25 protein-coding genes and 1 tRNA gene are annotated in these 20,185 nt (G+C 39.6%); 19 read left to right on the top strand and 7 right to left on the bottom strand.

Annotated features, from left to right (window positions below; translation table 11 throughout):
* Nucleotides 1-60 precede the first annotated feature (60 nt).
* On the bottom strand, nt 61-318 hold the full coding sequence (locus F3G66_RS06175) for a SelT/SelW/SelH family (seleno)protein (RefSeq protein WP_255349566.1): 258 nt from the start codon (nt 316-318) through the stop codon (nt 61-63).
* An 84-nt stretch (nt 319-402) separates the two neighbouring features.
* Between F3G66_RS06175 and F3G66_RS06170 the strand changes: the two genes are divergently transcribed.
* The 3 genes from F3G66_RS06170 to F3G66_RS06160 all read left to right on the top strand — a co-directional run bounded on the left by F3G66_RS06170 (nt 403) and on the right by F3G66_RS06160 (nt 2,298).
* Nucleotides 403-954 carry a DJ-1 family glyoxalase III gene (locus tag F3G66_RS06170; RefSeq protein WP_084040967.1) on the top strand — a complete coding sequence of 184 codons (552 nt, stop codon included), beginning with the start codon at nt 403-405 and terminating at the stop codon, nt 952-954.
* A gap of 224 nt (nt 955-1,178) precedes the next feature.
* A complete protein-coding gene (locus F3G66_RS06165; protein WP_009294719.1) occupies nt 1,179-1,424 on the top strand; it encodes an RNA recognition motif domain-containing protein in 246 nt (81 codons plus the stop codon).
* Complete coding sequence (locus tag F3G66_RS06160; protein WP_149707483.1) at nt 1,402-2,298, top strand: glutamate--tRNA ligase family protein; 897 nt, start codon at nt 1,402-1,404, stop codon at nt 2,296-2,298. The genes F3G66_RS06165 and F3G66_RS06160 overlap by 23 nt, the downstream gene beginning before the upstream one ends.
* A 48-nt stretch (nt 2,299-2,346) precedes the next feature.
* On the opposite strand, the gene sppA is transcribed toward F3G66_RS06160, so the two are convergent.
* Entirely contained in the window at nt 2,347-3,210 is an 864-nt protein-coding gene (sppA, locus tag F3G66_RS06155) for a signal peptide peptidase SppA (protein ID WP_149707482.1), read from the bottom strand.
* Nucleotides 3,198-4,415 (bottom strand): aminofutalosine deaminase family hydrolase, encoded by a 1,218-nt coding sequence (gene mqnF, locus F3G66_RS06150; RefSeq protein WP_149707481.1) that lies wholly within the window; start codon nt 4,413-4,415, stop codon nt 3,198-3,200. Before mqnF ends, sppA begins: the two co-directional genes overlap by 13 nt.
* A gap of 84 nt (nt 4,416-4,499) precedes the next feature.
* Here mqnF and aroQ point away from each other — a divergent pair, with 84 nt between their 5' ends.
* From aroQ to F3G66_RS06070, 16 genes are all read left to right on the top strand, one after another.
* Nucleotides 4,500-4,979 carry a type II 3-dehydroquinate dehydratase gene (gene aroQ / locus F3G66_RS06145; protein WP_004317604.1) on the top strand — a complete coding sequence of 160 codons (480 nt, stop codon included), beginning with the start codon at nt 4,500-4,502 and terminating at the stop codon, nt 4,977-4,979.
* Nucleotides 4,976-6,001 carry a M24 family metallopeptidase gene (locus tag F3G66_RS06140; RefSeq protein ID WP_149707480.1) on the top strand — a complete coding sequence of 342 codons (1,026 nt, stop codon included), beginning with the start codon at nt 4,976-4,978 and terminating at the stop codon, nt 5,999-6,001. The genes aroQ and F3G66_RS06140 overlap by 4 nt, the downstream gene beginning before the upstream one ends.
* Nucleotides 5,998-6,474, top strand: coding sequence for a 2-amino-4-hydroxy-6-hydroxymethyldihydropteridine diphosphokinase (gene folK / locus F3G66_RS06135; RefSeq protein WP_149707479.1), 477 nt, complete (start codon nt 5,998-6,000; stop codon nt 6,472-6,474). The genes F3G66_RS06140 and folK overlap by 4 nt, the downstream gene beginning before the upstream one ends.
* 9 nt (nt 6,475-6,483) lie before the next feature.
* Nucleotides 6,484-7,851: a flagellar biosynthesis protein FlhF gene (flhF, locus tag F3G66_RS06130; RefSeq protein ID WP_149707478.1), complete on the top strand. Its 1,368-nt coding sequence runs from the start codon at nt 6,484-6,486 to the stop codon at nt 7,849-7,851.
* On the top strand, nt 7,844-8,710 hold the full coding sequence (locus F3G66_RS06125) for a P-loop NTPase (protein ID WP_149707477.1): 867 nt from the start codon (nt 7,844-7,846) through the stop codon (nt 8,708-8,710). The genes flhF and F3G66_RS06125 overlap by 8 nt, the downstream gene beginning before the upstream one ends.
* 13 nt (nt 8,711-8,723) lie before the next feature.
* Entirely contained in the window at nt 8,724-9,068 is a 345-nt protein-coding gene (locus F3G66_RS06120) for a hypothetical protein (protein ID WP_149707476.1), read from the top strand.
* Entirely contained in the window at nt 9,040-9,744 is a 705-nt protein-coding gene (locus F3G66_RS06115) for an RNA polymerase sigma factor FliA (RefSeq protein ID WP_021090868.1), read from the top strand. Before F3G66_RS06120 ends, F3G66_RS06115 begins: the two co-directional genes overlap by 29 nt.
* A complete protein-coding gene (gene fliM, locus F3G66_RS06110) occupies nt 9,744-10,847 on the top strand; it encodes a flagellar motor switch protein FliM (protein ID WP_054196277.1) in 1,104 nt (367 codons plus the stop codon). Before F3G66_RS06115 ends, fliM begins: the two co-directional genes overlap by 1 nt.
* Nucleotides 10,837-11,685 (top strand): flagellar motor switch protein FliY, encoded by an 849-nt coding sequence (gene fliY / locus F3G66_RS06105; RefSeq protein WP_149707475.1) that lies wholly within the window; start codon nt 10,837-10,839, stop codon nt 11,683-11,685. The genes fliM and fliY overlap by 11 nt, the downstream gene beginning before the upstream one ends.
* Nucleotides 11,685-12,278, top strand: a complete 594-nt coding sequence (locus tag F3G66_RS06100; protein WP_103648879.1) for an LOG family protein — start codon at nt 11,685-11,687, stop codon at nt 12,276-12,278. The genes fliY and F3G66_RS06100 overlap by 1 nt, the downstream gene beginning before the upstream one ends.
* Before the next feature lie 48 nt (nt 12,279-12,326).
* Nucleotides 12,327-13,349, top strand: a complete 1,023-nt coding sequence (gene mnmA / locus F3G66_RS06095; RefSeq protein WP_149707474.1) for a tRNA 2-thiouridine(34) synthase MnmA — start codon at nt 12,327-12,329, stop codon at nt 13,347-13,349.
* 112 nt (nt 13,350-13,461) lie between these two features.
* A tRNA-Asn gene (locus F3G66_RS06090) sits at nt 13,462-13,536 on the top strand.
* A 272-nt stretch (nt 13,537-13,808) separates the two neighbouring features.
* Nucleotides 13,809-14,294, top strand: a complete 486-nt coding sequence (locus F3G66_RS06085) for a PepSY domain-containing protein (protein WP_149707473.1) — start codon at nt 13,809-13,811, stop codon at nt 14,292-14,294.
* A 46-nt stretch (nt 14,295-14,340) separates the two neighbouring features.
* On the top strand, nt 14,341-14,949 hold the full coding sequence (locus F3G66_RS06080; protein WP_149707472.1) for a hypothetical protein: 609 nt from the start codon (nt 14,341-14,343) through the stop codon (nt 14,947-14,949).
* A gap of 146 nt (nt 14,950-15,095) precedes the next feature.
* Nucleotides 15,096-15,647 (top strand): response regulator transcription factor, encoded by a 552-nt coding sequence (locus F3G66_RS06075; RefSeq protein ID WP_223154223.1) that lies wholly within the window; start codon nt 15,096-15,098, stop codon nt 15,645-15,647.
* Nucleotides 15,631-16,986, top strand: coding sequence for a sensor histidine kinase (locus tag F3G66_RS06070; protein ID WP_149707471.1), 1,356 nt, complete (start codon nt 15,631-15,633; stop codon nt 16,984-16,986). The genes F3G66_RS06075 and F3G66_RS06070 overlap by 17 nt, the downstream gene beginning before the upstream one ends.
* 517 nt (nt 16,987-17,503) lie before the next feature.
* Here F3G66_RS06070 and nifB read toward each other — a convergent pair.
* The 4 genes from nifB to F3G66_RS09630 form a co-directional block, all read right to left on the bottom strand.
* Complete coding sequence (gene nifB, locus F3G66_RS06065) at nt 17,504-18,331, bottom strand: nitrogenase cofactor biosynthesis protein NifB (protein ID WP_149707470.1); 828 nt, start codon at nt 18,329-18,331, stop codon at nt 17,504-17,506.
* Complete coding sequence (locus F3G66_RS06060) at nt 18,331-19,143, bottom strand: 4Fe-4S binding protein (RefSeq protein WP_149707469.1); 813 nt, start codon at nt 19,141-19,143, stop codon at nt 18,331-18,333. Before F3G66_RS06060 ends, nifB begins: the two co-directional genes overlap by 1 nt.
* Complete coding sequence (locus F3G66_RS06055; RefSeq protein ID WP_149707468.1) at nt 19,136-19,996, bottom strand: substrate-binding domain-containing protein; 861 nt, start codon at nt 19,994-19,996, stop codon at nt 19,136-19,138. Before F3G66_RS06055 ends, F3G66_RS06060 begins: the two co-directional genes overlap by 8 nt.
* A partial coding sequence (locus F3G66_RS09630; protein ID WP_223154222.1) for a hypothetical protein occupies nt 19,987-20,185 on the bottom strand: 199 nt, incomplete at its 5' end. The genes F3G66_RS09630 and F3G66_RS06055, both read right to left, overlap by 10 nt.

Below are 20,185 nucleotides of genomic sequence, written 5' to 3'. Positions count from 1 at the left end.
GTAGAACCATAAGTCAAAAATAGGGAAAAACGAGACGGTTTCCCGTCTCGGTAGCTAGCATTAAGCCGACTTTTCTTTGAGATATTTGTTTATAAGAGTTGTGATCTCTTCACCGTGAGGAAATCTCGCTTCATCATTTCCGATGCGATCTTTCTTAGAAAATATAACATCTCCATCAACCTCGACGATGAAATTTCCACCATCACCTATAACCTTTTCGACTCTTGCATCACTAAAGTTCGCTTTTATTTCATCTTCTACACGAGAAGCTACCGGACGATAGTTTCAAGAGTTGCAGTAAATAATTTTTACTTGCATGCTCTGTCCTTTCTTGTGAAATAAGCCAACATTATATAGAATTTTACTTAACAAATAAAACATATTACTTGAAAGGATAAATTTATGAAAAAAGTTGCTGTGATTTTAGCTGAAGGATTTGAGGAGATAGAAGCGCTAACTTCTGTTGATGTTTTACGTAGAGCTGGAGCGATAGCTTCTATTGTTGGGCTAAATGACGTAAACATCAAAGGGTGTCACAATATATGCGTAAAAGCCGATGTGACACTTCGCGAGATGAAAGAGCTAGACTACGATGCGATCGTCCTTCCTGGTGGACTTCCAGGAGCTAGCAATCTAGCAAACGATACAAGGCTCAAAGCAATCTTGCAAAATTTTGATAAAAGCAATAAGCTTATTTGTGCCATTTGTGCTGCTCCTATGGTACTTGAGAGTGCTGGTGTGCTAAAAGATCATTTTGTTTGTTATCCAGGATTTGAAGAAAATGTAAGAAGTGATAAAAGGGGTTATGATAACGGCAAGAGTGTATTGAGGGATCAAAATATTATTACAGCAAAAGGTCCTGCTTTTTCAATGGAATTTGCACTTTTTATAGTTAAAAATTTACTTGGCGATGAAGCCTATCTTCAAGTAAAGAATGATTTACTTTATAAATAGCTTATAAAGATAAAATAGTTTTTTATTTAATTATTCTTTTTAAACTTAAGATTAGATTTTGTTTAGTGATAGTTATAAAAGTTCTATATATACGAGCTTGTAGCTTTTAAGAATATTTTTCAGAAAAGTGTAATAAATTTTTTGATTTTTTACATCTTTTTGACGAAAATTAGCTATTATCACACTAACCGAATAAATCGGTAATTTTTTTAAGGAACACTCCTGTGAATATTTATGTAGGAAATTTGTCGTATAGAACGACAGAGGCAGAATTAAAGGAAGCCTTTGCACAATTTGGTGAAGTAAGGCGAGCAAAAATAGTAAAAGATAGAGAAACTGATCGCTCAAAGGGCTTTGGCTTTGTTGAAATGGACGATGCAAATGAGGGACAAAAAGCTATAGACGCACTAAATGAAAAAGAACTAGGCGGACGTACTTTAAGGGTAAATGAGGCTAGACCAAGAGATTAATGACTATTTGCCACCAAGTGGTGGCATAGTATCCCGTATAGCTCCTACGCCTAGTGGGTTTTTGCATGCTGGCAATGCTTATAACTTCATCCTAACTTATCTTTTGACACGTTCGGCAAGTGGCGTTTTGCACTTACGTATTGATGATTATGATCTTAGTAGATACCGACAAGAATTTGTTCAAAATATCTTTGATGTTTTAGAATTTTTGGAAATTGATTACGACAAAGGTCCAATTAGTGTAAGTGGCTTTGAGCGTAATTTTAGCTTTAAAACAAGGTCTCAAAGATATGAAAGTGCGCTAAAAAAGCTTAAAGAAATTTATATCTGCGAATGTTCAAGAACTACAAAAAATGCCTATAAAAACGGCATTTACACTAAAATTTGTAAAAATAAAAATCTAAAATTTATAAAAGACAAGACCGCCATTAGACTAAGCGTTGATGAGGGTGATCCTCTTGGTAAGCTTGTGATAGAGCAAATGGGCGATTTTGTGATTTACAAAAAAGATTTTACTCCGGCTTACAACTTTGCAAGCGTGATAGATGACGAGGATATGGGTATAAATTTGGTTGTTAGAGGTGAGGATTTAAAGGCTTGCACGCTAGCTCAAAGATACCTTGCAAAAAGGCTAAATTTTAAATTTTATAATGCCAATTTTATTCATCATAAGCTACTTTTAAAAGATGGCAAAAAGCTCTCAAAAAGCTCGAAATCACCGCCAATTAATCTAAAAGATAGCCCGCAAATTTATTACAAAATTTTGGCAAATGATCTTGGTTTAGATATAAGATCAGCAGATAAAATCCAAAATCTACTTTACGAGTTTAAGCTAAAAAATATAGCCAAAAAATTTTTGCAAAGTATGAGCTAAATTTATACTATATATGCAGTTTATCCCCGCCTTAATATTTTGCTTTGATTATTTGAGCTTTGTCTCGAAAAATGCGTTAAAAAGCGAGTTTATGCCTTGCTTTGTAAATTTCTCCATTATCTTTTCGATCTGTGGTTTTTCTTGCCAGACGGGCTCATCTACGAGGCTTATTTTAGCTAGCTCGTTTTGAGCGTCTATGTAGCTACCAAGGCTATCAATTAACCCTATTTTTAGGGCATTGTGCGCCAAAAAGACCCTTGCGTTTGCCCACTCGTCTTTTTTCTTGATATCTAAATTTCTAGCTGCTGCCACGTCGCTTACAAATAGCATATAAGCGTCATTTACGAGCCCTTGCAAGCTCTCACGCTCCTGCTTGCTCCAGCTCCTCATAAAGGTGCCAGCCTCTTTAAACTCGCCAGCCTTCACCACCTGCTCGCTCACGCCTAAGTTTTTGGCTAAATTTTCGATGTTTGCCCCTTGCATGATGACGCCGATCGAGCCTATGAAAGCGCCTGGGTTTGCTACGATAGTATCAGCATTTACGCCAGCGTAGTAGCTGCCACTTGCCATGTTGCCAGCTGCGTATGCGAGCACTTTTTTACTCTCTTTTAGTCGCTTGACCGCCATGGCTAGCTCCACGCTAGGACTTAGCGCGCCGCCTGGGCTGTCGATGTAGAGTAGCACGCCTTTGATGTTGCTATCCAGTCTTGCTTTTTCGAGCGCATCTAAAATTTCGCTTGTGTCCATTATCGTGCCGGTGATGTCTATGCGGGCTAAATTTGGCTCTTTCATCTTGCCATCTGGTGTGAATATAAAAAATAAGATGAGTAAAAATATGAGCGCCTTAAAGTAGTTATTTATAAATTTAAAAATTCCCAAAATTCCTCTAAAAATAAGCCTTAAAATTTGCAAATTTTACCTCCGATATATAGTTTTTTTGCTTCATTTGTGTGAAGTATGAGTTGCAGTATTAACTCGCTATCATCGCACTCTAGGTCGCTATAGACGGCAAGATCAGCAGCAAGCCCAGCCTTTATCTCGCCGTTATTTGTCCTAAGTGCCTTTGCTCCACCATGCGTTGCAGCGACAAAAAGCCTAGTGGCAAGCTCGTTTAGATCAAGGCTGGCGTGGGTAAATAGGGCAGCTCTTAGTTCATGCCAAAAATTTAGGCTGATATTTGAGCTAAGGCCGTCTGTGCCGATGTTTAGGCTAACGTTATTTTTGAAAATTTCTTTTAAATTTAGCGCCTTTTTGCCAAGTAACCTATTTGAAACGGCGCAGTGCGTCACGCTGTGATGCGGCTTAAATTTAGCAAAATCGCTCACATAAACGCAGTGCGTAAATAGAGTATTTATCTCACGAAACATCGCAAAGTAGCCATTTGCGTCATACATCGGCTTTGGATCTTGGCTAAATCTTAAAAGATGCTTTTTAAAGCCACCGCTGCCGTGCTCTAGCCACTGCTTTTCAGCATTGCTCTCTAAAAAGTGCGTGCTAACAAGAAGATCGTCTTTTTTAGCTATCTCAAGGGCAGCTTTGGCGAGCTTTGGATGCACAGAGTAGGGCGAGTGCAGCGAGATAGCTGGGGTAAAATTTTTACTTTTATATCCTTTTACTTTCTCAAATTTAGCTAAGAAATTTTGCAAATTTTGCTGAACCATTTGCTCGCTTGAGCCTAAAATTTCACTAAAAAGTACGACTTTTAGAGGGCTAGCGGCTAAAATTTCAAGCTCCGAGCCAAAGCTAGAGATCTCGCCAATGGTACAAATTCCGCTTTTTAACAGCGAATTTATGGCTTCATTCATCGCTTTTTTAGCGTCCATTTTAGCTAGCTCGCCGCCTTTGTCGACGATAGAGCCAAGCCATTTTATGAAGTCGCCGTATTTTAGGGTGCTGATGTTTGAGCTAAATTCTAAATGAACGTGGGTATTTACAAAGGCTGGGGTGATCACACTGTCACCAAAGTCGCAAATTTTCGCCCCTTTAAATTTCTCAATCGCTGTTTTTTCGCTTAAAATTTCTAAAATTTTATCATCATCAATAACGACACAAGAATTTCTTAAAATTTTTGGATTTTCTCCGCCAGCGATGATCTTTTTTGCTTTTAAAATTTCCACATTTGAGCCTTAAATTTTTATTATTGTAGCGAAAATTTAGGAACGAAAATGTATAATTTAGGCTATTTAATCAAAAGGAGTGACATGGATAAGAAGCTAAAAATAATGGTTATTCAAGGCCCAAATATCAACATGCTTGGCGCTAGAGAGCCAGGAATTTACGGCGTTATGAAGATGGAGGATATCCACTCTCAAATGAAGATCGTTGCCGATCAAAATGACGTTGAGATCGAGTTTTTTCAAAGCAACCTTGAAGGCGAGCTAGTCGATAAGATCCAAGAGTGCTTGGGCGATGCTGATGGCATCATCATAAACCCAGCTGCCTACACTCACACATCTATCGCTATCCGTGATGCGCTAAGTGCGGTTGCACTGCCAGTTATCGAGGTGCATATCAGCAACGTTTATAGAAGAGAAGAGTTCCGCCACAAAAGCCTCATCGCACCAGTTGCGGCAGGCCAGATCGTGGGCTTTGGACCAGTTGGCTATCATTTGGCGATGATAGGCATGCTTCAAATTTTTGAGCAAATCAAAGCAGTAAGAGCAAATCAAAAAGCACAATGAATTTCATCTTAAAGGACGAAAACGCCGTATTTTACGAGTGCGGCTACAGCTGCGATAATGAGTTTTTGCTATGCCTTGATGGCGTGAAATACTTTTTCACGGACGCGAGGTATTATTTCGAGGCAAAAAGCTGCGTAAATGCAGGAGTGGTCGTTCTTTTGGCGCAGAGAAATTTAATAAGCGAGGTTAGGGCATTTTTAAGAAAGATGAAGCCAAGCAGCCTCGTTTTTAACTCTGACGAGTTAAGCTTAAGTGAGTTTAACGCGCTTAGCAAAGGCTTTAGGATAAATTTTAAGCCAAAGGCAAATTTCTCTAGGCTAAAGAGAATTTGCAAAAGCGAAGATGAGATAAAAATTTTAAAAAAAGCTAGCGAATTTGGAGCAAAATGCTTTGATGAATTTGCTAAATTTGTGCGTGAAAATGGCGAGGAGATGAGCGAAAAAGAGCTTCATTTTAACGCCTCGCTTATCTTTAGACAAAAAAACGAGTTAGGTCTTAGCTTTGATCCGATCGTAGCGATAAACGAAAATGCCGCAAAAGCGCACGCGTTGCCCGGGGGTAAAATTTTAAAAAAAGGCGATTTGCTGCTACTTGATGCCGGGGTAAAATTTAAGCGCTACTGCTCTGACCGCACCAGGACTGCTTGCTTTGATGAAAATTTTAACTTCTCAAAGGAGCAAAAATTTAAAAACGCAAAGATGCAAGAAATTTACGAGATCGTAAAAGAGGCTCAGGCTGCTGCGATAAAGGTCGCTAGAGCTGGCGTTAGGGCGTGCGAGATAGACCTTGCAGCAAGAAACGTGATAGCAAAGGCTGGATATGAAAAGGCCTTTTTTCATTCGACAGGACACGGCGTGGGTGTCGATATACACGAGCTTCCAGTCATCTCAGCAAGGAGCGAAACGCTCATAAAAGAGGGCATGGTCTTTAGTGTGGAGCCTGGAATTTATCTAGAAAATGAATTTGGTGTGCGCATCGAGGACGTGGTGGTCGCAAGAGAAGGTGGGTGCGAGATTTTATGAGGCTAGCTGGAGCAAGAAAGATCTTAAAAAGCCGTTTTTGCCCTAGTTTTTTTCATAAAAGAGATGAGTTTAAATATGAGGCGCTAGTTGGCATGGGTGGCAACATCGGCGATAGCGCAAAGAGGTTTGATAAATTTATAAGAGCGATTAGTGAAGATAGGCGTTTTCACGTGGTTGAAGTCTCGCCGATCCTTATAAATGCGGCGTTTGGTTACGAAGCGCAGGATGATTTTAGTAACGCTGTTATAAATTTACAAACATCTATGAGCCCTAGAAATTTGCTAAAAATTTTGGGGCATTATGAGAGTAAATTTAAGCGCGTGAGGACGTTTAAAAATGCGCCACGCACGCTTGATCTGGATATTTTGTATTTTAGTAAAAAAGTCTATAAGACTCCGCGCCTTATCGTCCCGCACCCAGGGGCTAGCAAGAGGCTTAGCGTGATCGTGCCACTAGGGCTTATGAGAGGTTAAAGGATATAAATGGCTACAAAATTTCATACTTTTACAGGCGAGAGCACCATCGAGGCTTTGAAAAAGGCTCAAGAGGCGTGCGGCGAGAAGGCCATACTAGTTACTACAAAACAGATTCAAGCCAAAACGATAAACAAAAAGCCGCTTTATGAAATTTTAGTAAGCGTTGAAGAGGACGACGTAAAGCAGCCCACAAAACCAAATACAAAAGCCATAAACTACGAAAATGCCTACTCTAAATTTAATAAAAACTATGAACCTGCTAAGCCAAAATTTGAGATAAAAGAAGAGCCGGCTAAATTTGAGGCAAAGACAGCGTCACCCGAGCCTTACGATCCAAATGAGAGCGTGCTTTTAAATATCTCAGCTGCTGCAAAAGAGATAAGCACGATCGCAAATGTAAATATCGATGACGTTAAAGATAAAGAGTCGAGCATACCAAATGGTATGAATAAAAAAATAGACGATGTAGCAAAGCAAGTAAGTGTGCTAAGCGAGAAAATAGGTCTGATAACTGACATGATCTGGGACGAGAAAGCACCAAATCGCAACAATCTCTCGATCCCGCCAGAGTTTGCTAGTATCTATAAACTCGCAAAACAAAGCGGCATGAAAGATGAGCATTTAGAGGCCATCATGCAAACGACGCTTGAAAATTTACCAGTCTCAATGAAGAGCAATCCAACTGCTGTAAAAAGGTACTTCTATTCGCTTTTGCGAAATATGCTACCTTGCAGAAAAGAGCCAAGCGATAAAAAACAACGTATCATGATGCTAGTTGGCCCAACTGGAGTTGGTAAGACTACGACTCTTGCAAAGCTAGCTGCTCGTTTTGCTTACGGCAATGAAAAGCGGTATAAAACAGGCATCATCACGCTTGATACGTACCGTATCGGAGCGGTTGAGCAGTTATTTCAATACGCTAAAATGATGAAGCTGCCTATTCTCGATGTTATCGAGATAGATGACTTTCAAAATGCTATCAAACAGCTTAATTATTGTGATGTGATACTTATTGATACGACTGGAAATTCGCAGTATGACAAAGAAAAGCTTGAAAGGCTTGATAAATTTTTAAAGCATAGTGGTGCAAAGATCGATGTAAATTTGGTCCTTTCGGCTGGCTCAAAGGTTGAAGATCTAATAGAAATTTATAATGGGTTTTCATTTTTGGATATCGACACGCTAATAATCACCAAATTTGACGAAACAAAAATTTTTGGTAATGTCTTTTCGCTGATATATGAGACAAATACGCCGGTTAGCTACTTTAGCGTGGGTCAAGAGGTACCTGATGATCTTGTGGAGGCAAAGAGCGAATTTTTAGTAGAGTGCGTGTTTGACGGCTTTACAAAGCAAAAGGCTAGCGATGAATAATCAAGCGCAAAAATTACAAAATTTAGTCCAGTCTCAAAGCAAGAGCAAAAATACACATTTTATTGCGATAACTAGCGGCAAAGGCGGTGTTGGCAAGAGTACTATAAGTGCAAATCTGGCAAATGTTTTATCAAAAAATGGCTACAAAGTAGGGCTTTTTGACGCTGATATCGGCCTTGCAAACCTTGATGTAATCTTAAATGTAAAAATGGGCAAAAATTTACTTCACGTGCTAAAAGGCGAGTGCAGCCTAAAAGATATCTTGATACCTATAAATAAAAATTTGATCCTCATTCCTGGTGAAAGCGGCGATGAAATTTTGAAATTTAACAATCAATTTTTATTTGAGAGGTTTTTAGATGAGGCGAGCGAGCTTGATGAGCTTGATTTTTTGATCATTGACACCGGAGCTGGCATAGGCGGTAGTACGCAGTTGTTTTTAGAAGCGGCTGATGAGGTCGTGGTGGTAACTGTGCCTGATCCTGCAGCGATAACCGATGCATACGCTGTCATAAAGATCGTCTCAAGATTTAAAAATAGTGAGCTTTTGCTTTTAAATATGGTAAAAAATGAAGCAGAGGCGACTAGAATTTATGAAAATATCAAACGTGTTGCTAATGCAAATATCGGGCCTAGCTTAAATTTAGAGCTTATAGGGTTTATGGCTTCTGATAAGAATGTTTCAAGAAGTATAAAACAACGAACGCTTTTTACAGACGACGCTGCTTATGCTGAGCCTAGTGCCCAGATAAAACAGATAGCTTCGAATTTACTTTATAGGTTGGAACGAAAAGTGCTTAACGATGAGCAAAGTAGGAGCTTTGGGGGCTTCTTTAAGCGTTTGATAGAACAATTTTAATGGAGATTGAGCTTTGCGTGCAGAAAATTTTATAGCATTTTTTACGGTTTGTGGTTTTTTTGTAGGTATAGTTTTTACCTTGTTAAAGGTGAGTGAGCCTATCGAAATGCTTGTTTATACACTAGTTATTACTTTGTTTTTTTATCTTATAATTCACATTGCTATCATGAACTACATCGATGTGAAAAGGGCTTTAACTAAAATTTTTGATAAACAAAAACACGAAGAGATCGCAGACTATCTCATCTCTGAGCTAAATACTAGAGAAAAGCGTATGGAAAATATAATGGTAAAAATGACTGCTGAAAATTTTGATTCTGGTAAACGAAATGCACGAGTTAAAGCAAAAGCAGCTTAACGCTTATAAAAACACGATAAAAAAAGAACAAGACGAAATCGTCTTAAAATATATGCCAGCACTGCGTGCAATGGCGTTTAGACTTAAAGAGAGGTTGCCATCAAGCATAGATACAAATGACCTAATAAGCATTGGCGTCGAAGAGATGATAAAACTTAGCAGGAAGTATGACAAGGAGCAAAATGACTCTTTTTGGGGTTATGGCAAAAAGAGAATTTATGGCTCTATGCTTGATTATCTAAGGACGCTTGATGTTGTTAGCAGAAGCGATAGAAAGCTGGTAAAGAGCATAAATAGCGAGATAGATAACTACTTTAATGAATTTGAAGAAGAGCCAAGCGATGAGTATTTGGCCGAAAAGCTTAATGAAGATATTGAGAAGATAAGAGAGGCAAGAGGCGTTAGCGGTATCATTACTATTTTGCCAATAGACGAGCAAATGGAGCTAATTGGTCAAAATGATGTCGAGAAAAGCATTGAGAGAGAGGATCTCATTTTAAAAATAGAAGAAGCTTTAAAAGATTTTGACGAAAGAGATCAGATGTTGGTTCAGCTTTATTATTATGAAGAGCTAAATTTAAAAGAGATAAGCCAGATCATGAATATCAGCGAGAGTAGAATTTCACAAATTCATAAACGTTTGCTTGATCGTATCAGGCGTAGCTTGGGGGTTTAATGGCTGATATTTTAAGTCAAGAAGAGATAGACGCGCTACTTGAAGTTGTTGATGAAGACGGCGATACGAGTAATATCGAGGTCGAAGAGAGATCGCAAGGCGAACAAAAACAGATTATTATTTATGATTTTAAGCGTCCAAACCGCGTTAGTAAAGAGCAGCTTCGCGCGATAAAAGGCATCCATGATAAGCTTGCTAGAAATTTGGCTAGTCAAATTTCTAGTGTTATGAGAAGTATTGTCGAGATCAGACTTCACAGTGTTGATCAAATGACTTATGGCGAATTTTTGATGAGTTTGCCAAGTCCAACGAGCTTTAATGTCTTTTCTATAAAGCCACTTGATGGAAACTGCGTTTTGGAGATAAATCCAAGCATTGCTTTTCCGATGATAGATCGTTTGCTTGGCGGAACTGGTGAAAATTTTGAAGCAAATAGAGAGCTAACCGACATTGAAGTAAATTTGCTTGATGCGGTGCTTAGAATGATCATGCAGCGTCTAAAAGAGAGCTGGTCAATGATAACTGATATGTACCCAAATGTGGAAGCTAAAGAAAGCAGTCCAAATGTTGTACAGATCGTCTCTCAAAATGAGATCGTCATCATGGTCGTTATGGAGATCATAGTTGGCGGATCAAGCGGTATGATAAATTTATGCTATCCAGTCATCTACCTTGAACCGATACTCTCACGCCTTGCAAATAGAGACATTATGCTTGGCGAAACAAGTGCAAAAAAAAGTAGAAACAAAGAGCTAAAAACACTTATCGGACGAGCAGAAATTTTATATGAAGCCATACTTGGCAAATCGATCATCAGCGTAAATGAGTTTTTAAATTTAAAAGAAGGCGATATTTTAAGGCTTGATAGAGGAGCTGATGATAAGGCGATCGTTTGTATCGATAAAAAAGAAGTTTTCTTAGCTGAGGTTGGGCTTCATAGATTTAGAAAATCTATAAGGATTGAGCAATTAATACGCTCTGATAAAGATGAGATCAAAAATATCTTAGAAAAATACGAAGAAGAGCGAAAAGCAAAGCTAATGGCGTATGAAGCTAATGAGCGCAAAATGGAAGAAGAAGAGGACGACGAAGATGATGAATGATTTTTTTAATATATTTTCTAATGAATTAAAAGCTACTATCGAAGGACTTACGGGCAGAGCTCCAGAGGTTGGTGAAAGAAATGAATTTGACGCACCAACGCAAAATGGCATAAAGCCGCCGGTAGTGATGGCCAATATCTCTTTAAGCGGCGACATCAATGCTAAAACAGAGATAGTATGCACTCCGGTTTTAATAAGTGCCATTAGCGAATGGATGATGGGTGGAGAGGAAATTTCAAAGAATGAAAATTTAGGCAGTGATGAGCTTGACGCCGCAAAAGAGATATTTTCAAATCTTTTTAGTGCCTTTAGTACATCTTTGGGTGCTCAAAAGGGCATGCCAAAGATAAATTTTGAAGTAATAAATGTAAATTTTTTAGATGAAAATTCTTCGCTTGATTTTAGTGTTTATGAAAAGCTATTTTTATTTAATGTCAAAATCGAAGATCTAAGCGAGCATATCGGTTTTGCTTGCGATCATTCTTTGATGAAATTTTTTGAGCCAACAAAGACTGAAGCACCAGCTGCACCAGCGAGCACTCCTCACGTAGCTAAGGGCGATTTTAGCTCTGAAGAGATGAGAAATATCGGACTTATAATGGATGTTAGGCTCCCTATTCGTGTTCGTATCGGCTCAAAAAGAATGCTTTTAAAAGATGTGCTTACCATGGATATTGGCTCAGTTATCGAGCTAAATCAATTAGCAAACGATCCGCTTGAAATTTTGATCGGCGATAAGGTAATAGCTCTTGGCGAAGTTGTCATAATCGATGGAAACTTTGGCATCCAGATCACTCAGATAGGCTCAAAACGCGAGAGGCTCCAACAGTTAAAATAATGAATAATGAATTAGTTAGCGATCTTTTAAATTTTCCAAACGTCTTAAAATATAAAAATAAAAATGTTACCTTCTTTGGCTCGGCTAGATTTGATGAAGAAAATTTCTACTGCAAAAAGGCTTATGAACTAGCTTATAAGCTAAACGAGCTAGGATATGCCATCTTAACTGGTGGCGGGGACGGCATAATGAGAGCTGCGAACAAGGGCGCGTTTGACAGTGCAAAATCGCCAAGTATAGCCCTAAATGTGAGGCTTCCATTTGAACAAAATACAAACCCTTACGTCACAGCAAAATATCTCTTTTCAAATTTAAGCCCAAGAAAATTTGCACTCACCGATCGTTCAGTCGCATTTGTCGTCTTTCCGGGCGGCTTTGGCACTCTTGATGAACTTTTTGAAATTTTAGTACTTGCTCAAGTTGGTAGCAAAAAAGTAAAAATTTTTCTTTTTGGGAGTGAGTTTTGGCAAGGGCTTGATGAGTTTATAAAAAATACGCTAGTTAGCCAAAAAACAATAAAAAAAGAAGATATAAATTTATACAAGATCACCGATGATTTAGAGCTTATCGCAAACGAAATTTTGGCTATTTAAAAATAAGATATAAAATATCCGCTTTTAAATTTCAAAGAGGTAAAAAATATGAAAGTAATGGTCGCAATGAGCGGTGGTGTAGATAGCACTATGACGGCTAAATTTCTGCAAGAAGCTGGTCATGAAGTGCAAGGTTGCTATATGATGCTACATCAAAAGCCAGGATATCACGAAGAAAATATCAGAAAAGTAAAAAAAGTAGGCGAGTATCTTGGCATAAAGGTGCATATTTTGGATCTGCAGGATAAATTTAACGAGTTTGTCTATGATCCTTTTGTGAAGCTCTATAAAGAGGGCAAGACGCCAAATCCTTGTGCTTTGTGCAATAAATTTATAAAACTGGGTGCGTTGCTTGATTTTGCAAAGGCAAATGGCTGTGAGAAGCTTGCTACTGGGCATTATGTACAAGTTATCGATGGATTTATCACATGCGCAAAAGATCCTAGTAAGGATCAAAGCTACTTTTTAGCCCAAGTGCCAAAAGAGATATTAAAAGATGTTATTTTCCCGCTTGGGGATAAATTTAAAAAAGATATAAAAGAGCTTGCAAGAAGTGTAAAAGTGCTTGAAGAATTTGCTACGCAGGCAGAAAGTAGTGAAATTTGCTTTGTGGAAGATACCTATATCGAAGTTTTAAATAAGCATTACAATACAAATTTACCAGGAAATGTGGTTGATAAAGATGGCAAAATAATCGGCCGTCACCAAGGTTATATGCACTATACTATCGGTAAGCGCCGTGGTTTTGAGGTTTTTGGTGCTCATGAGCCACATTTCGTTATAAAGATAAATGCCGATAAAAACGAGATCGTTGTAGGAACAAAAGATGACTTGGCTCAAAAGGTAGTCGAGCTTGAAAACGTAAATTTGTTTATAGATAAAGATAAATTTGAGTGCGAAACCAAGATAAGATATAGAAGCCCTAAACTTGATGCTTTTGTTGAGGTTGATAAAGAGGATAAAACAGCTAAACTAACGCTAAATCAAAATGCACTTGGTGTGGCGCAAGGCCAGCTTTGTGTTATGTATGATGGCGATAAGGTTATTGCAAGTGGATTTATAAAAGGCTAGTTTTAGCCTTTTATAAAAATTTATTGGACTCTGCGTAATTTTTTATAAATTAAGCTAAAATTTATTGACAAAACATATCTTTTCGTCTATAATACGAGCTCTTTTCAAGTGTTCCGGATTAGCTCAGCGGTAGAGTAGGTGACTGTTAATCACTTGGTCGCTGGTTCGAACCCAGCATCCGGAGCCATTTATATTCAAAAATCCTTTTAAAGTCCCGATTTTAACGATGTTTTAAGAACTTTAAGTTTTATTATTTTTTGTAATTTTCTCTTTTATTTCCCCTCAGATTTATTTGCTGTTTCAAAGTATATCGTTCTGTTTGCGGTCAAAATGCGATTAGATATTTGTCTTTGAACGAAGTTAAAATAAATTTCCCTTATTCATTCTAGCTTCATTTAAGGCTTTTATAATGCGCTCATCCAAACGAAAGTTGGAAATAAAAAAATAAAAGGATCAAAAATGAAAAAGGTATTAAGTGCAGCAGTTTTAGCAGCAGTTTTAGGAGCGACAAGTTTGCAAGCAGCCATCACATCAAAAGAGGCTTTAAACATAGCTGAGAAAAACTTCCCAGGCTCAAGCGTTAAAGATATCGAGATAGACGTGAAAAACGGCGTGACTTTTTACAAGATAGAGTCATTTAAAGATGGCGTCAAACAAGATATCAAGATCGATGCTAACAGCGGTCAGATCGTTAAAGTAGAGAATAAAAATAAAAAACATATCCTGCCAAATGAGGCTGTAGATTTTTCAAAATTTGCCCTTAGTATCGATGAGGCGGTAGCTAAAGCGTTAGCGCTTGAAGCCGGCTGGAGCCTTGACGGGGCAGAGCTTGATAATAAAAATGGTGCTTGGATATACAAAGTGGAGCTTAAGCGCGATAGGAGCGAGAGAAAAGTGATCATAAACGCTCAAAATGGCGAGATAATCGGCAACTATACAAAGTGATCTAGCGCCCTTTTTGGGCGTTAAATTTTTATAAAGGTGAAAAAAGATGAGTGAAAATTTAGAGCAAAATTTAAACGATAAAGTTGGCGAGCAGGGTTTAGAGAAAAATTTGAACGAAAATTTTAGCCAAAGCGCGAGAGAAAATTTAAGTGAAAATACTGCTAATAAAAATAGTTACAAAAATTTAAGAAAGAGCGAGCAAAGCCCCGAAAATTTAGATAAAAATTCAAGCCAAGCAGCTCCGAAATACAAAGCTCAAAATTTCTTTAAAAATGTGCTTGAACTTTCGCTTCAAGGTGTAGCGGATGTGCTCGTCTGCGCTGGCAAGGCTGGGGTTTGGTTATCAAACGCTTCAAACTGCCTAAAAGACGAGGCGCAAAGAGCTGAGCTATCAAAGATAAATGAAGAGCAGGCCAAATTTGAAGGGCTGGCTCACATTTTGCCAGAAAAAGTCAAAGAGGTCATCATGGAGCGCCTAAAAACCAAGCCAGAAGAGGTGGAATTTGTACCGATCTATCTAGCGAAAAAACAAAGTTTTGGCACATTTTGCACGGAGTATTTTTATGAGACAATGGCTAAATTTAACGGCTTTTTATATGATTTCAAGATAGGCGCAGCAAATGGCGAAATTTTAAATCTAAAAATAAAAAGCTAAATTTGATAAAATAGCTGGCAAAACCAAGCGAGGCGAAGATGAAAATTTTAGTCGTAGAGGACGAAATAGACCTAAATAACGTCATAGTAAAGCACCTAAAGAAAAACGGATATAGCGTCGATAGCGCGTTTAACGGCGAGTAGGCGATGGACTTTACCGCCGTGGCGCACTACGATCTCATCGTGCTTGATCTTATGATGCCAGTGATGGACGGACTTACATTTTTGCAAAGATCGCGCGCCGCAAAGCTAGCGACCCCTGTGCTGATACTAACGGCAAAAGACGATGTAGACGACGTTGTAAAGGGGCTTGACGCGGGCGCGGATGACTACTTGGTTAAGCCATTTGACTTTAAGGAGCTGCTAGCTAGGGTGCGCACGCTCATTCGCCGAAACAGCGGCAACGTGGCTAGTGAAATTTACGCAGGCAAGCTAAAGATTGATCTTTCTAAAAAGTCCGTAGAATTTAGCGGCGAGCAGGTCGAACTAACCGGCAAAGAGTATGAAATTTTAGAGTTTTTGATGCTAAACAAGGGCAGAATTTTAACCCGCGACCAGATCAAAGAGCACGTCTGGGACTTTGACTACACGGGCGATTCAAACGTCATCGATGTGCTTATAAAAAACATAAGAAAAAAGCTTGGCGAGTGCGACGTGATCCAGACTAAAAGAGGGCTTGGCTATGTTATTAAGGGTTAAACAAGCTCTCGTAAACATCCCAATAACAGCGCGTGTAACGCTTTGGTACTCGTTTTTTATCATCGTTATCGTGGTGGCTCTAGTTGCCATTTCAGCGGTCGTGGCGGATGAGGTTTTTGAGGATGCGAGCCAAAAAAAGCTAGCCAAATCAGTCACCAAGATCGCCAATAATATGGATGAGTTTGAGCCATACGATGATGGGATATTTTTTATAAAATATAACGCAAAAGGCGATGTGATCGGTGGTCTAGCGCCAAAACACTTTCAAATTTCACTTAAAATGAATAGCGGTGTAGTGCGGCTTTTTGAAAACGGCAAAAACCGCCTTTACTACTATGATATCGCAGCTAAAGGTAAAGACGTCTGGGTCAGAGGTGTGATAAATGCGGAAAAATTTTTCAAAAAAGAGGGGCTATTTTTACTAGCGCTTGGCGTTTTTGTGCCGGTTTTATTTCTCTTTGTGCTTTACGGCGGCTACAAAACGATAAAAAACGCGATGAAACCAGTCACTACGATGTCAAAAACTGCGCTTGAGATAGGTAGCAGCCGGGACTTTTCAAAGCGTATCGACCTACCTGCTGGCAAAGACGAGCTACACGCGCTTGCAAGCGTTTTTAATCAGATGCTTGACTCCCTTGAAAAGGTCTATCAAAACGAAAAACAGCTCACCTCAGACGTCTCGCATGAGCTACGAACGCCACTATCTGTCATCATGGCTGAGAGCGACTACGCTAAAAACTACTCACAAAATTTGGGTGAGGCTAAGGAGTCGCTGGAGGTCATCTCTAGGCAGTCAAGGAAAGTAACCTCGCTGATAGATCAAATTTTGGAGCTTTCAAGACTGGAATCTGGCAGAAATTTGGAGCTAAAGCGTATAAATTTAAGCTCTATCTTGCAAAATTTAGCCACCGACTATGAGAAGCTAGCAGACGCAAAGGGGCTAAAATTTAGCTGTGTGGTAGCACCAGATGCCGTAATCCTCGGCGATGAGCTGATGATATCAAGGCTGGTGGATAACTTTTTAAGCAATGCTCTTAAATTTGCTTCGGCTAAGATCGAGCTAAGTTTAAGCCTATCAAAAACGCATGCGCTTGTGTCTGTAAAAGACGATGGCATTGGCATCTCTAAAAAAGATAGCGAGCTAATCTGGAATAAATTTTATCAAGTTGAAAGCTCAAGAAACAAAAGCCTAAACACAGGCAGCGGACTAGGACTTGCTATAGCTACAAATATCGCTAAAATTCACGGTGCAAAGCTTGGTATAAAAAGCGAAGCTGGAGCTGGAAGTGAATTTTGGGCAGAATTTGAGCTTGTAAATTTAAAAGAAGTGAAAATTTAGGCAGTTTGCTAAGATAAAATTTATGCAATAGCAAACAAATACGAGCATAAATTTAAACGCCGCATAAAACGGCGTCTATATTTTTAAAGCAAAGTTAAAGTCATAAACTTTTGCAGAAATTTCATGGTTAAGTTGCCCAAAAGAGCCCTGAAGGTGTGCTCATATCATAAGCACTAACAAATACTATCAAAGATGCCGAGATAGATGAAGATAGTAGCGGTTGAGGTCTATATAGTAAGTAAAGCACTAAGACGTATGATTTAAAGCCCATTTAAATGGCTTTTAAAAGAGTTTGTAAAAAGATATTTTTCAAAGTAATGTAAAGAATTTTCGCCACTTTGTTTTTGAGCAAAGCTTGCTCTAACTGCAAATTAACCGCACTTCTTAATGTCTTTTTATAACTTTGATATCTAACAAAATTTACAAAATTTAGCCCAGAGCCACGAGCCGAAGGCGCATAATCCACGAGCTACAAGCAAAAACCAAAAAAAGGCACTAAATTCAGTGCCTTTTATCGCTACCTCTCGCCAAGCTTTCCACATGCATCAGCGCGACATCTACTGCAATGCGACATTTGATTTATGTCACTACCTATTGATCTACGGATGCGGTGGATCTCATCAGTTGAAGGGGATTTTAAATTTTCAAAAGGCGTATCATGCACCGGTATCATCGCCATGCAGTTCATTATGTCAGCTCCCCACTGCTTTGCCTTTGCCGAGATGCTTTGGATGTGGTCCATATTGACCCCAGGGATGACGACGGTGTTTATCTTTACTAGCATACCAGCCTCTTTTAGCTTGCGGATGCCCTCGTCTTGGCGCGCTAGCAGTATCCTAGCAGCCTCTTCGCCGTAGTAGTTTTTATCCTCATACCTCACCCACGAATAGACCTTTGAGCCAACATCTGGCGTCACGGCATTAACAGTCACTGTCACGTGGCTCACGCCAAGGCGCACGATCTCATCAACGTGCTCAGGCAGTGCTAAGCCATTAGTTGAGAGGCAAAGCAGGACATTTGGGAAGTGGGACTTACACTTTTCAAAGGTCGCTAGCGTCTTATCAGCGTCACACATCGGATCGCCAGGTCCAGCGATGCCGATGACTGAGATGTCTTGTCTAAATTTAAAGAGCTTTTCTAAAAATTTCACCGATTCATCTGGAGTTTGCACCTTTGCTGTTACGCCAGGGCGGTTTTCATTAGCGCAGTCATATATGCGGTTGCAGAAGTTGCACTGGATGTTGCAGTGTGGGGCAACTGGTAGATGCACGCGTCCGTAGTTAGCGGAGGCCTTTTTGTTAAAGCAGGGGTGGCTGTCTAAATCAGCCTTAGTGCGAAATATCATTAGCTCTTTTTCCTTCCAAATTTAATGGCATTTGCATGGCAGACATTGAGGCAGTCACCGCAGTTTGTACAGTTTATCTCATCAGGTCTCGTCCCCATCTCGCACTTGCGCAAGCATGCGTCGCAGTCGTCACAGGCACTCGTTTTATAGACACGAAATATCGAAAATCTACGCAAAATTTCAAGCACACCGCCTGATGGACAGACGAAACGACACCAAAGGTTAGCTACGATTAGTGAGGCTAGCATGATTGAGACGATGATCACTGTGCGAGTGACCCACTCCCATTCGCCAAAGCGAAGTGACAAAGTGACGGCAGTTAGGTACTCATCGCTCGTTCTTATAGGTATCATCATGCGAGGATTGCCCCAGATAAAATAGACCCAAAGACTGATTACTATGGTAGCTAGCATGCCTATCTGAGCGATTATTAGCTTTTTGCTGCGAATTTTTAGCTTGAAAAAGGCAAATTTACCAAGCATTTGATTGACAAAGCCAGCTGGACAGACCCAGCCACAAAATGCTCTACCAAAGAGGATGACAAGCGCTGGGATAAATAGCCAAAATCCAAAAAACAGCGATGTGATCCGCCCCCAACAGGTGATGATAGGGCAGTTTTGGCAATTTACAAATGGCACTACAAAAGGGCATCTAAAAATGCCATAATACGCCCATTGCCCGATGCCTGCTATAAAGATGAGCTGCACTAGGCGTCTTATCTTTGTTGTGGGGGAGTTTTTGCTTTTCTTTTTTAAATTTACATTGCCGCATGCACTATTATTAGAGCATGCGCTATTACAGCTACTACACATCTTTTACACCAAACCTTTCTATAAGCTCTAGCCCACGCGCTGAATAAATGGAGGTAAAGCCATGTTTTTCAAAAATTTCTTGCCCTTCGGTGCCGCAAACAAAGTCTGCAAAGTCATTTGCGAGCCTTTCATCTTTTACATATTTCATTATATTTAGCGTAAAAGTGAGCGGTCCAGGCGGGATGAGCTTTTCATCGATGGGCATATACTCGATCTTGTCTTTAAACCTATCATGCGTTGTTAGGCGCTTTTCGATGATCGAAGCATCGCCCTTTCCATCAACTAGCTCGCACATCATATTTATGACGCATGATCCGTTTGCGACCATGTTTTTCATCACCGCATCAGTGAGGTTTGAGTTTTTTAAGATCCCTTTAACTGGACCACTGCCAGGGGGCGATGATCTAAGAGGTAGCATCACTCTGACTCCTGGCTCTGCAAGGTCTTTTAAGTCGTGAATGCCAGCAGGATTGCCTTTTGGCACGACTAGGACGTAGTCGGTAAAGCATAGTGGCCTAAAGTGGAGGCTAAGGCCAGCTTTGCGAAGTTTTTTAGAAAGCTCTAAGACCCTTGCTCCAAAGAGCTCGGTCGTGCTTTGAAGTGCTAAAAGCGACTTGCCAAGAGCACCAGCAAAGGCGCCAGTGTATTGGATGTTGTGCCCTGTTCTTGACTCGTAAATGGCATTTAGCTCGTTAAATGCTTCAGATAGGCCTCCACACGACCAAACCTGAAGCGAGTCAGACTTAAATGGCGTAAAGCCAGCCAGCATCGTTTGCGGAGTGGCAACAGCAGCTGTGGCTAAAGCACCTTTTAAAAAGCCACGGCGTGATATACCGGTTTGTTTTAATTCCACGAAATCTCCTTTTGGGATTTAAGAAATGTAAATTTGATATTTTCGGCACGCGAAACTTGTGAAATTTGACTTTTAAAATTTGCAAAAATGGTAGTTGAAGGTAAATTTATGCAAATGTAAATCGCAACTGCGACCAAATTTGGGGTAATTATAACCAAAAGTAAGTTTAAAAAGCGAGATAATTTTAAT

The sequence above is a fragment of the Campylobacter concisus genome (genome assembly GCF_902460665.1).
Taxonomy (GTDB): Bacteria; Campylobacterota; Campylobacteria; order Campylobacterales; family Campylobacteraceae; genus Campylobacter_A; species Campylobacter_A concisus_AL.
This window is presented reverse-complemented; position numbering and strand designations above follow the sequence as displayed.

What these genes read in the sequence shown, in the direction of transcription:
- F3G66_RS06170 (WP_084040967.1), top strand. Translation starts at nt 403, where the DNA reads ATGAAAAAAGTTGCTGTGATTTTAGCTGAAGGATTTGAGGAGATAGAA.
- F3G66_RS06160 (WP_149707483.1), top strand. Translation starts at nt 1,402, where the DNA reads ATGAGGCTAGACCAAGAGATTAATGACTATTTGCCACCAAGTGGTGGC.
- aroQ (WP_004317604.1), top strand. Translation starts at nt 4,500, where the DNA reads ATGGATAAGAAGCTAAAAATAATGGTTATTCAAGGCCCAAATATCAAC.
- F3G66_RS06140 (WP_149707480.1), top strand. Translation starts at nt 4,976, where the DNA reads ATGAATTTCATCTTAAAGGACGAAAACGCCGTATTTTACGAGTGCGGC.
- folK (WP_149707479.1), top strand. Translation starts at nt 5,998, where the DNA reads ATGAGGCTAGCTGGAGCAAGAAAGATCTTAAAAAGCCGTTTTTGCCCT.
- flhF (WP_149707478.1), top strand. Translation starts at nt 6,484, where the DNA reads ATGGCTACAAAATTTCATACTTTTACAGGCGAGAGCACCATCGAGGCT.
- F3G66_RS06125 (WP_149707477.1), top strand. Translation starts at nt 7,844, where the DNA reads ATGAATAATCAAGCGCAAAAATTACAAAATTTAGTCCAGTCTCAAAGC.
- F3G66_RS06115 (WP_021090868.1), top strand. Translation starts at nt 9,040, where the DNA reads ATGCACGAGTTAAAGCAAAAGCAGCTTAACGCTTATAAAAACACGATA.
- fliM (WP_054196277.1), top strand. Translation starts at nt 9,744, where the DNA reads ATGGCTGATATTTTAAGTCAAGAAGAGATAGACGCGCTACTTGAAGTT.
- fliY (WP_149707475.1), top strand. Translation starts at nt 10,837, where the DNA reads ATGATGAATGATTTTTTTAATATATTTTCTAATGAATTAAAAGCTACT.
- F3G66_RS06100 (WP_103648879.1), top strand. Translation starts at nt 11,685, where the DNA reads ATGAATAATGAATTAGTTAGCGATCTTTTAAATTTTCCAAACGTCTTA.
- mnmA (WP_149707474.1), top strand. Translation starts at nt 12,327, where the DNA reads ATGAAAGTAATGGTCGCAATGAGCGGTGGTGTAGATAGCACTATGACG.
- F3G66_RS06085 (WP_149707473.1), top strand. Translation starts at nt 13,809, where the DNA reads ATGAAAAAGGTATTAAGTGCAGCAGTTTTAGCAGCAGTTTTAGGAGCG.
- F3G66_RS06080 (WP_149707472.1), top strand. Translation starts at nt 14,341, where the DNA reads ATGAGTGAAAATTTAGAGCAAAATTTAAACGATAAAGTTGGCGAGCAG.
- F3G66_RS06075 (WP_223154223.1), top strand. Translation starts at nt 15,096, where the DNA reads ATGGACTTTACCGCCGTGGCGCACTACGATCTCATCGTGCTTGATCTT.
- F3G66_RS06070 (WP_149707471.1), top strand. Translation starts at nt 15,631, where the DNA reads ATGTTATTAAGGGTTAAACAAGCTCTCGTAAACATCCCAATAACAGCG.
- nifB (WP_149707470.1), bottom strand. Translation starts at nt 18,331, where the DNA reads ATGATATTTCGCACTAAGGCTGATTTAGACAGCCACCCCTGCTTTAAC.
- F3G66_RS06060 (WP_149707469.1), bottom strand. Translation starts at nt 19,143, where the DNA reads ATGTGTAGTAGCTGTAATAGCGCATGCTCTAATAATAGTGCATGCGGC.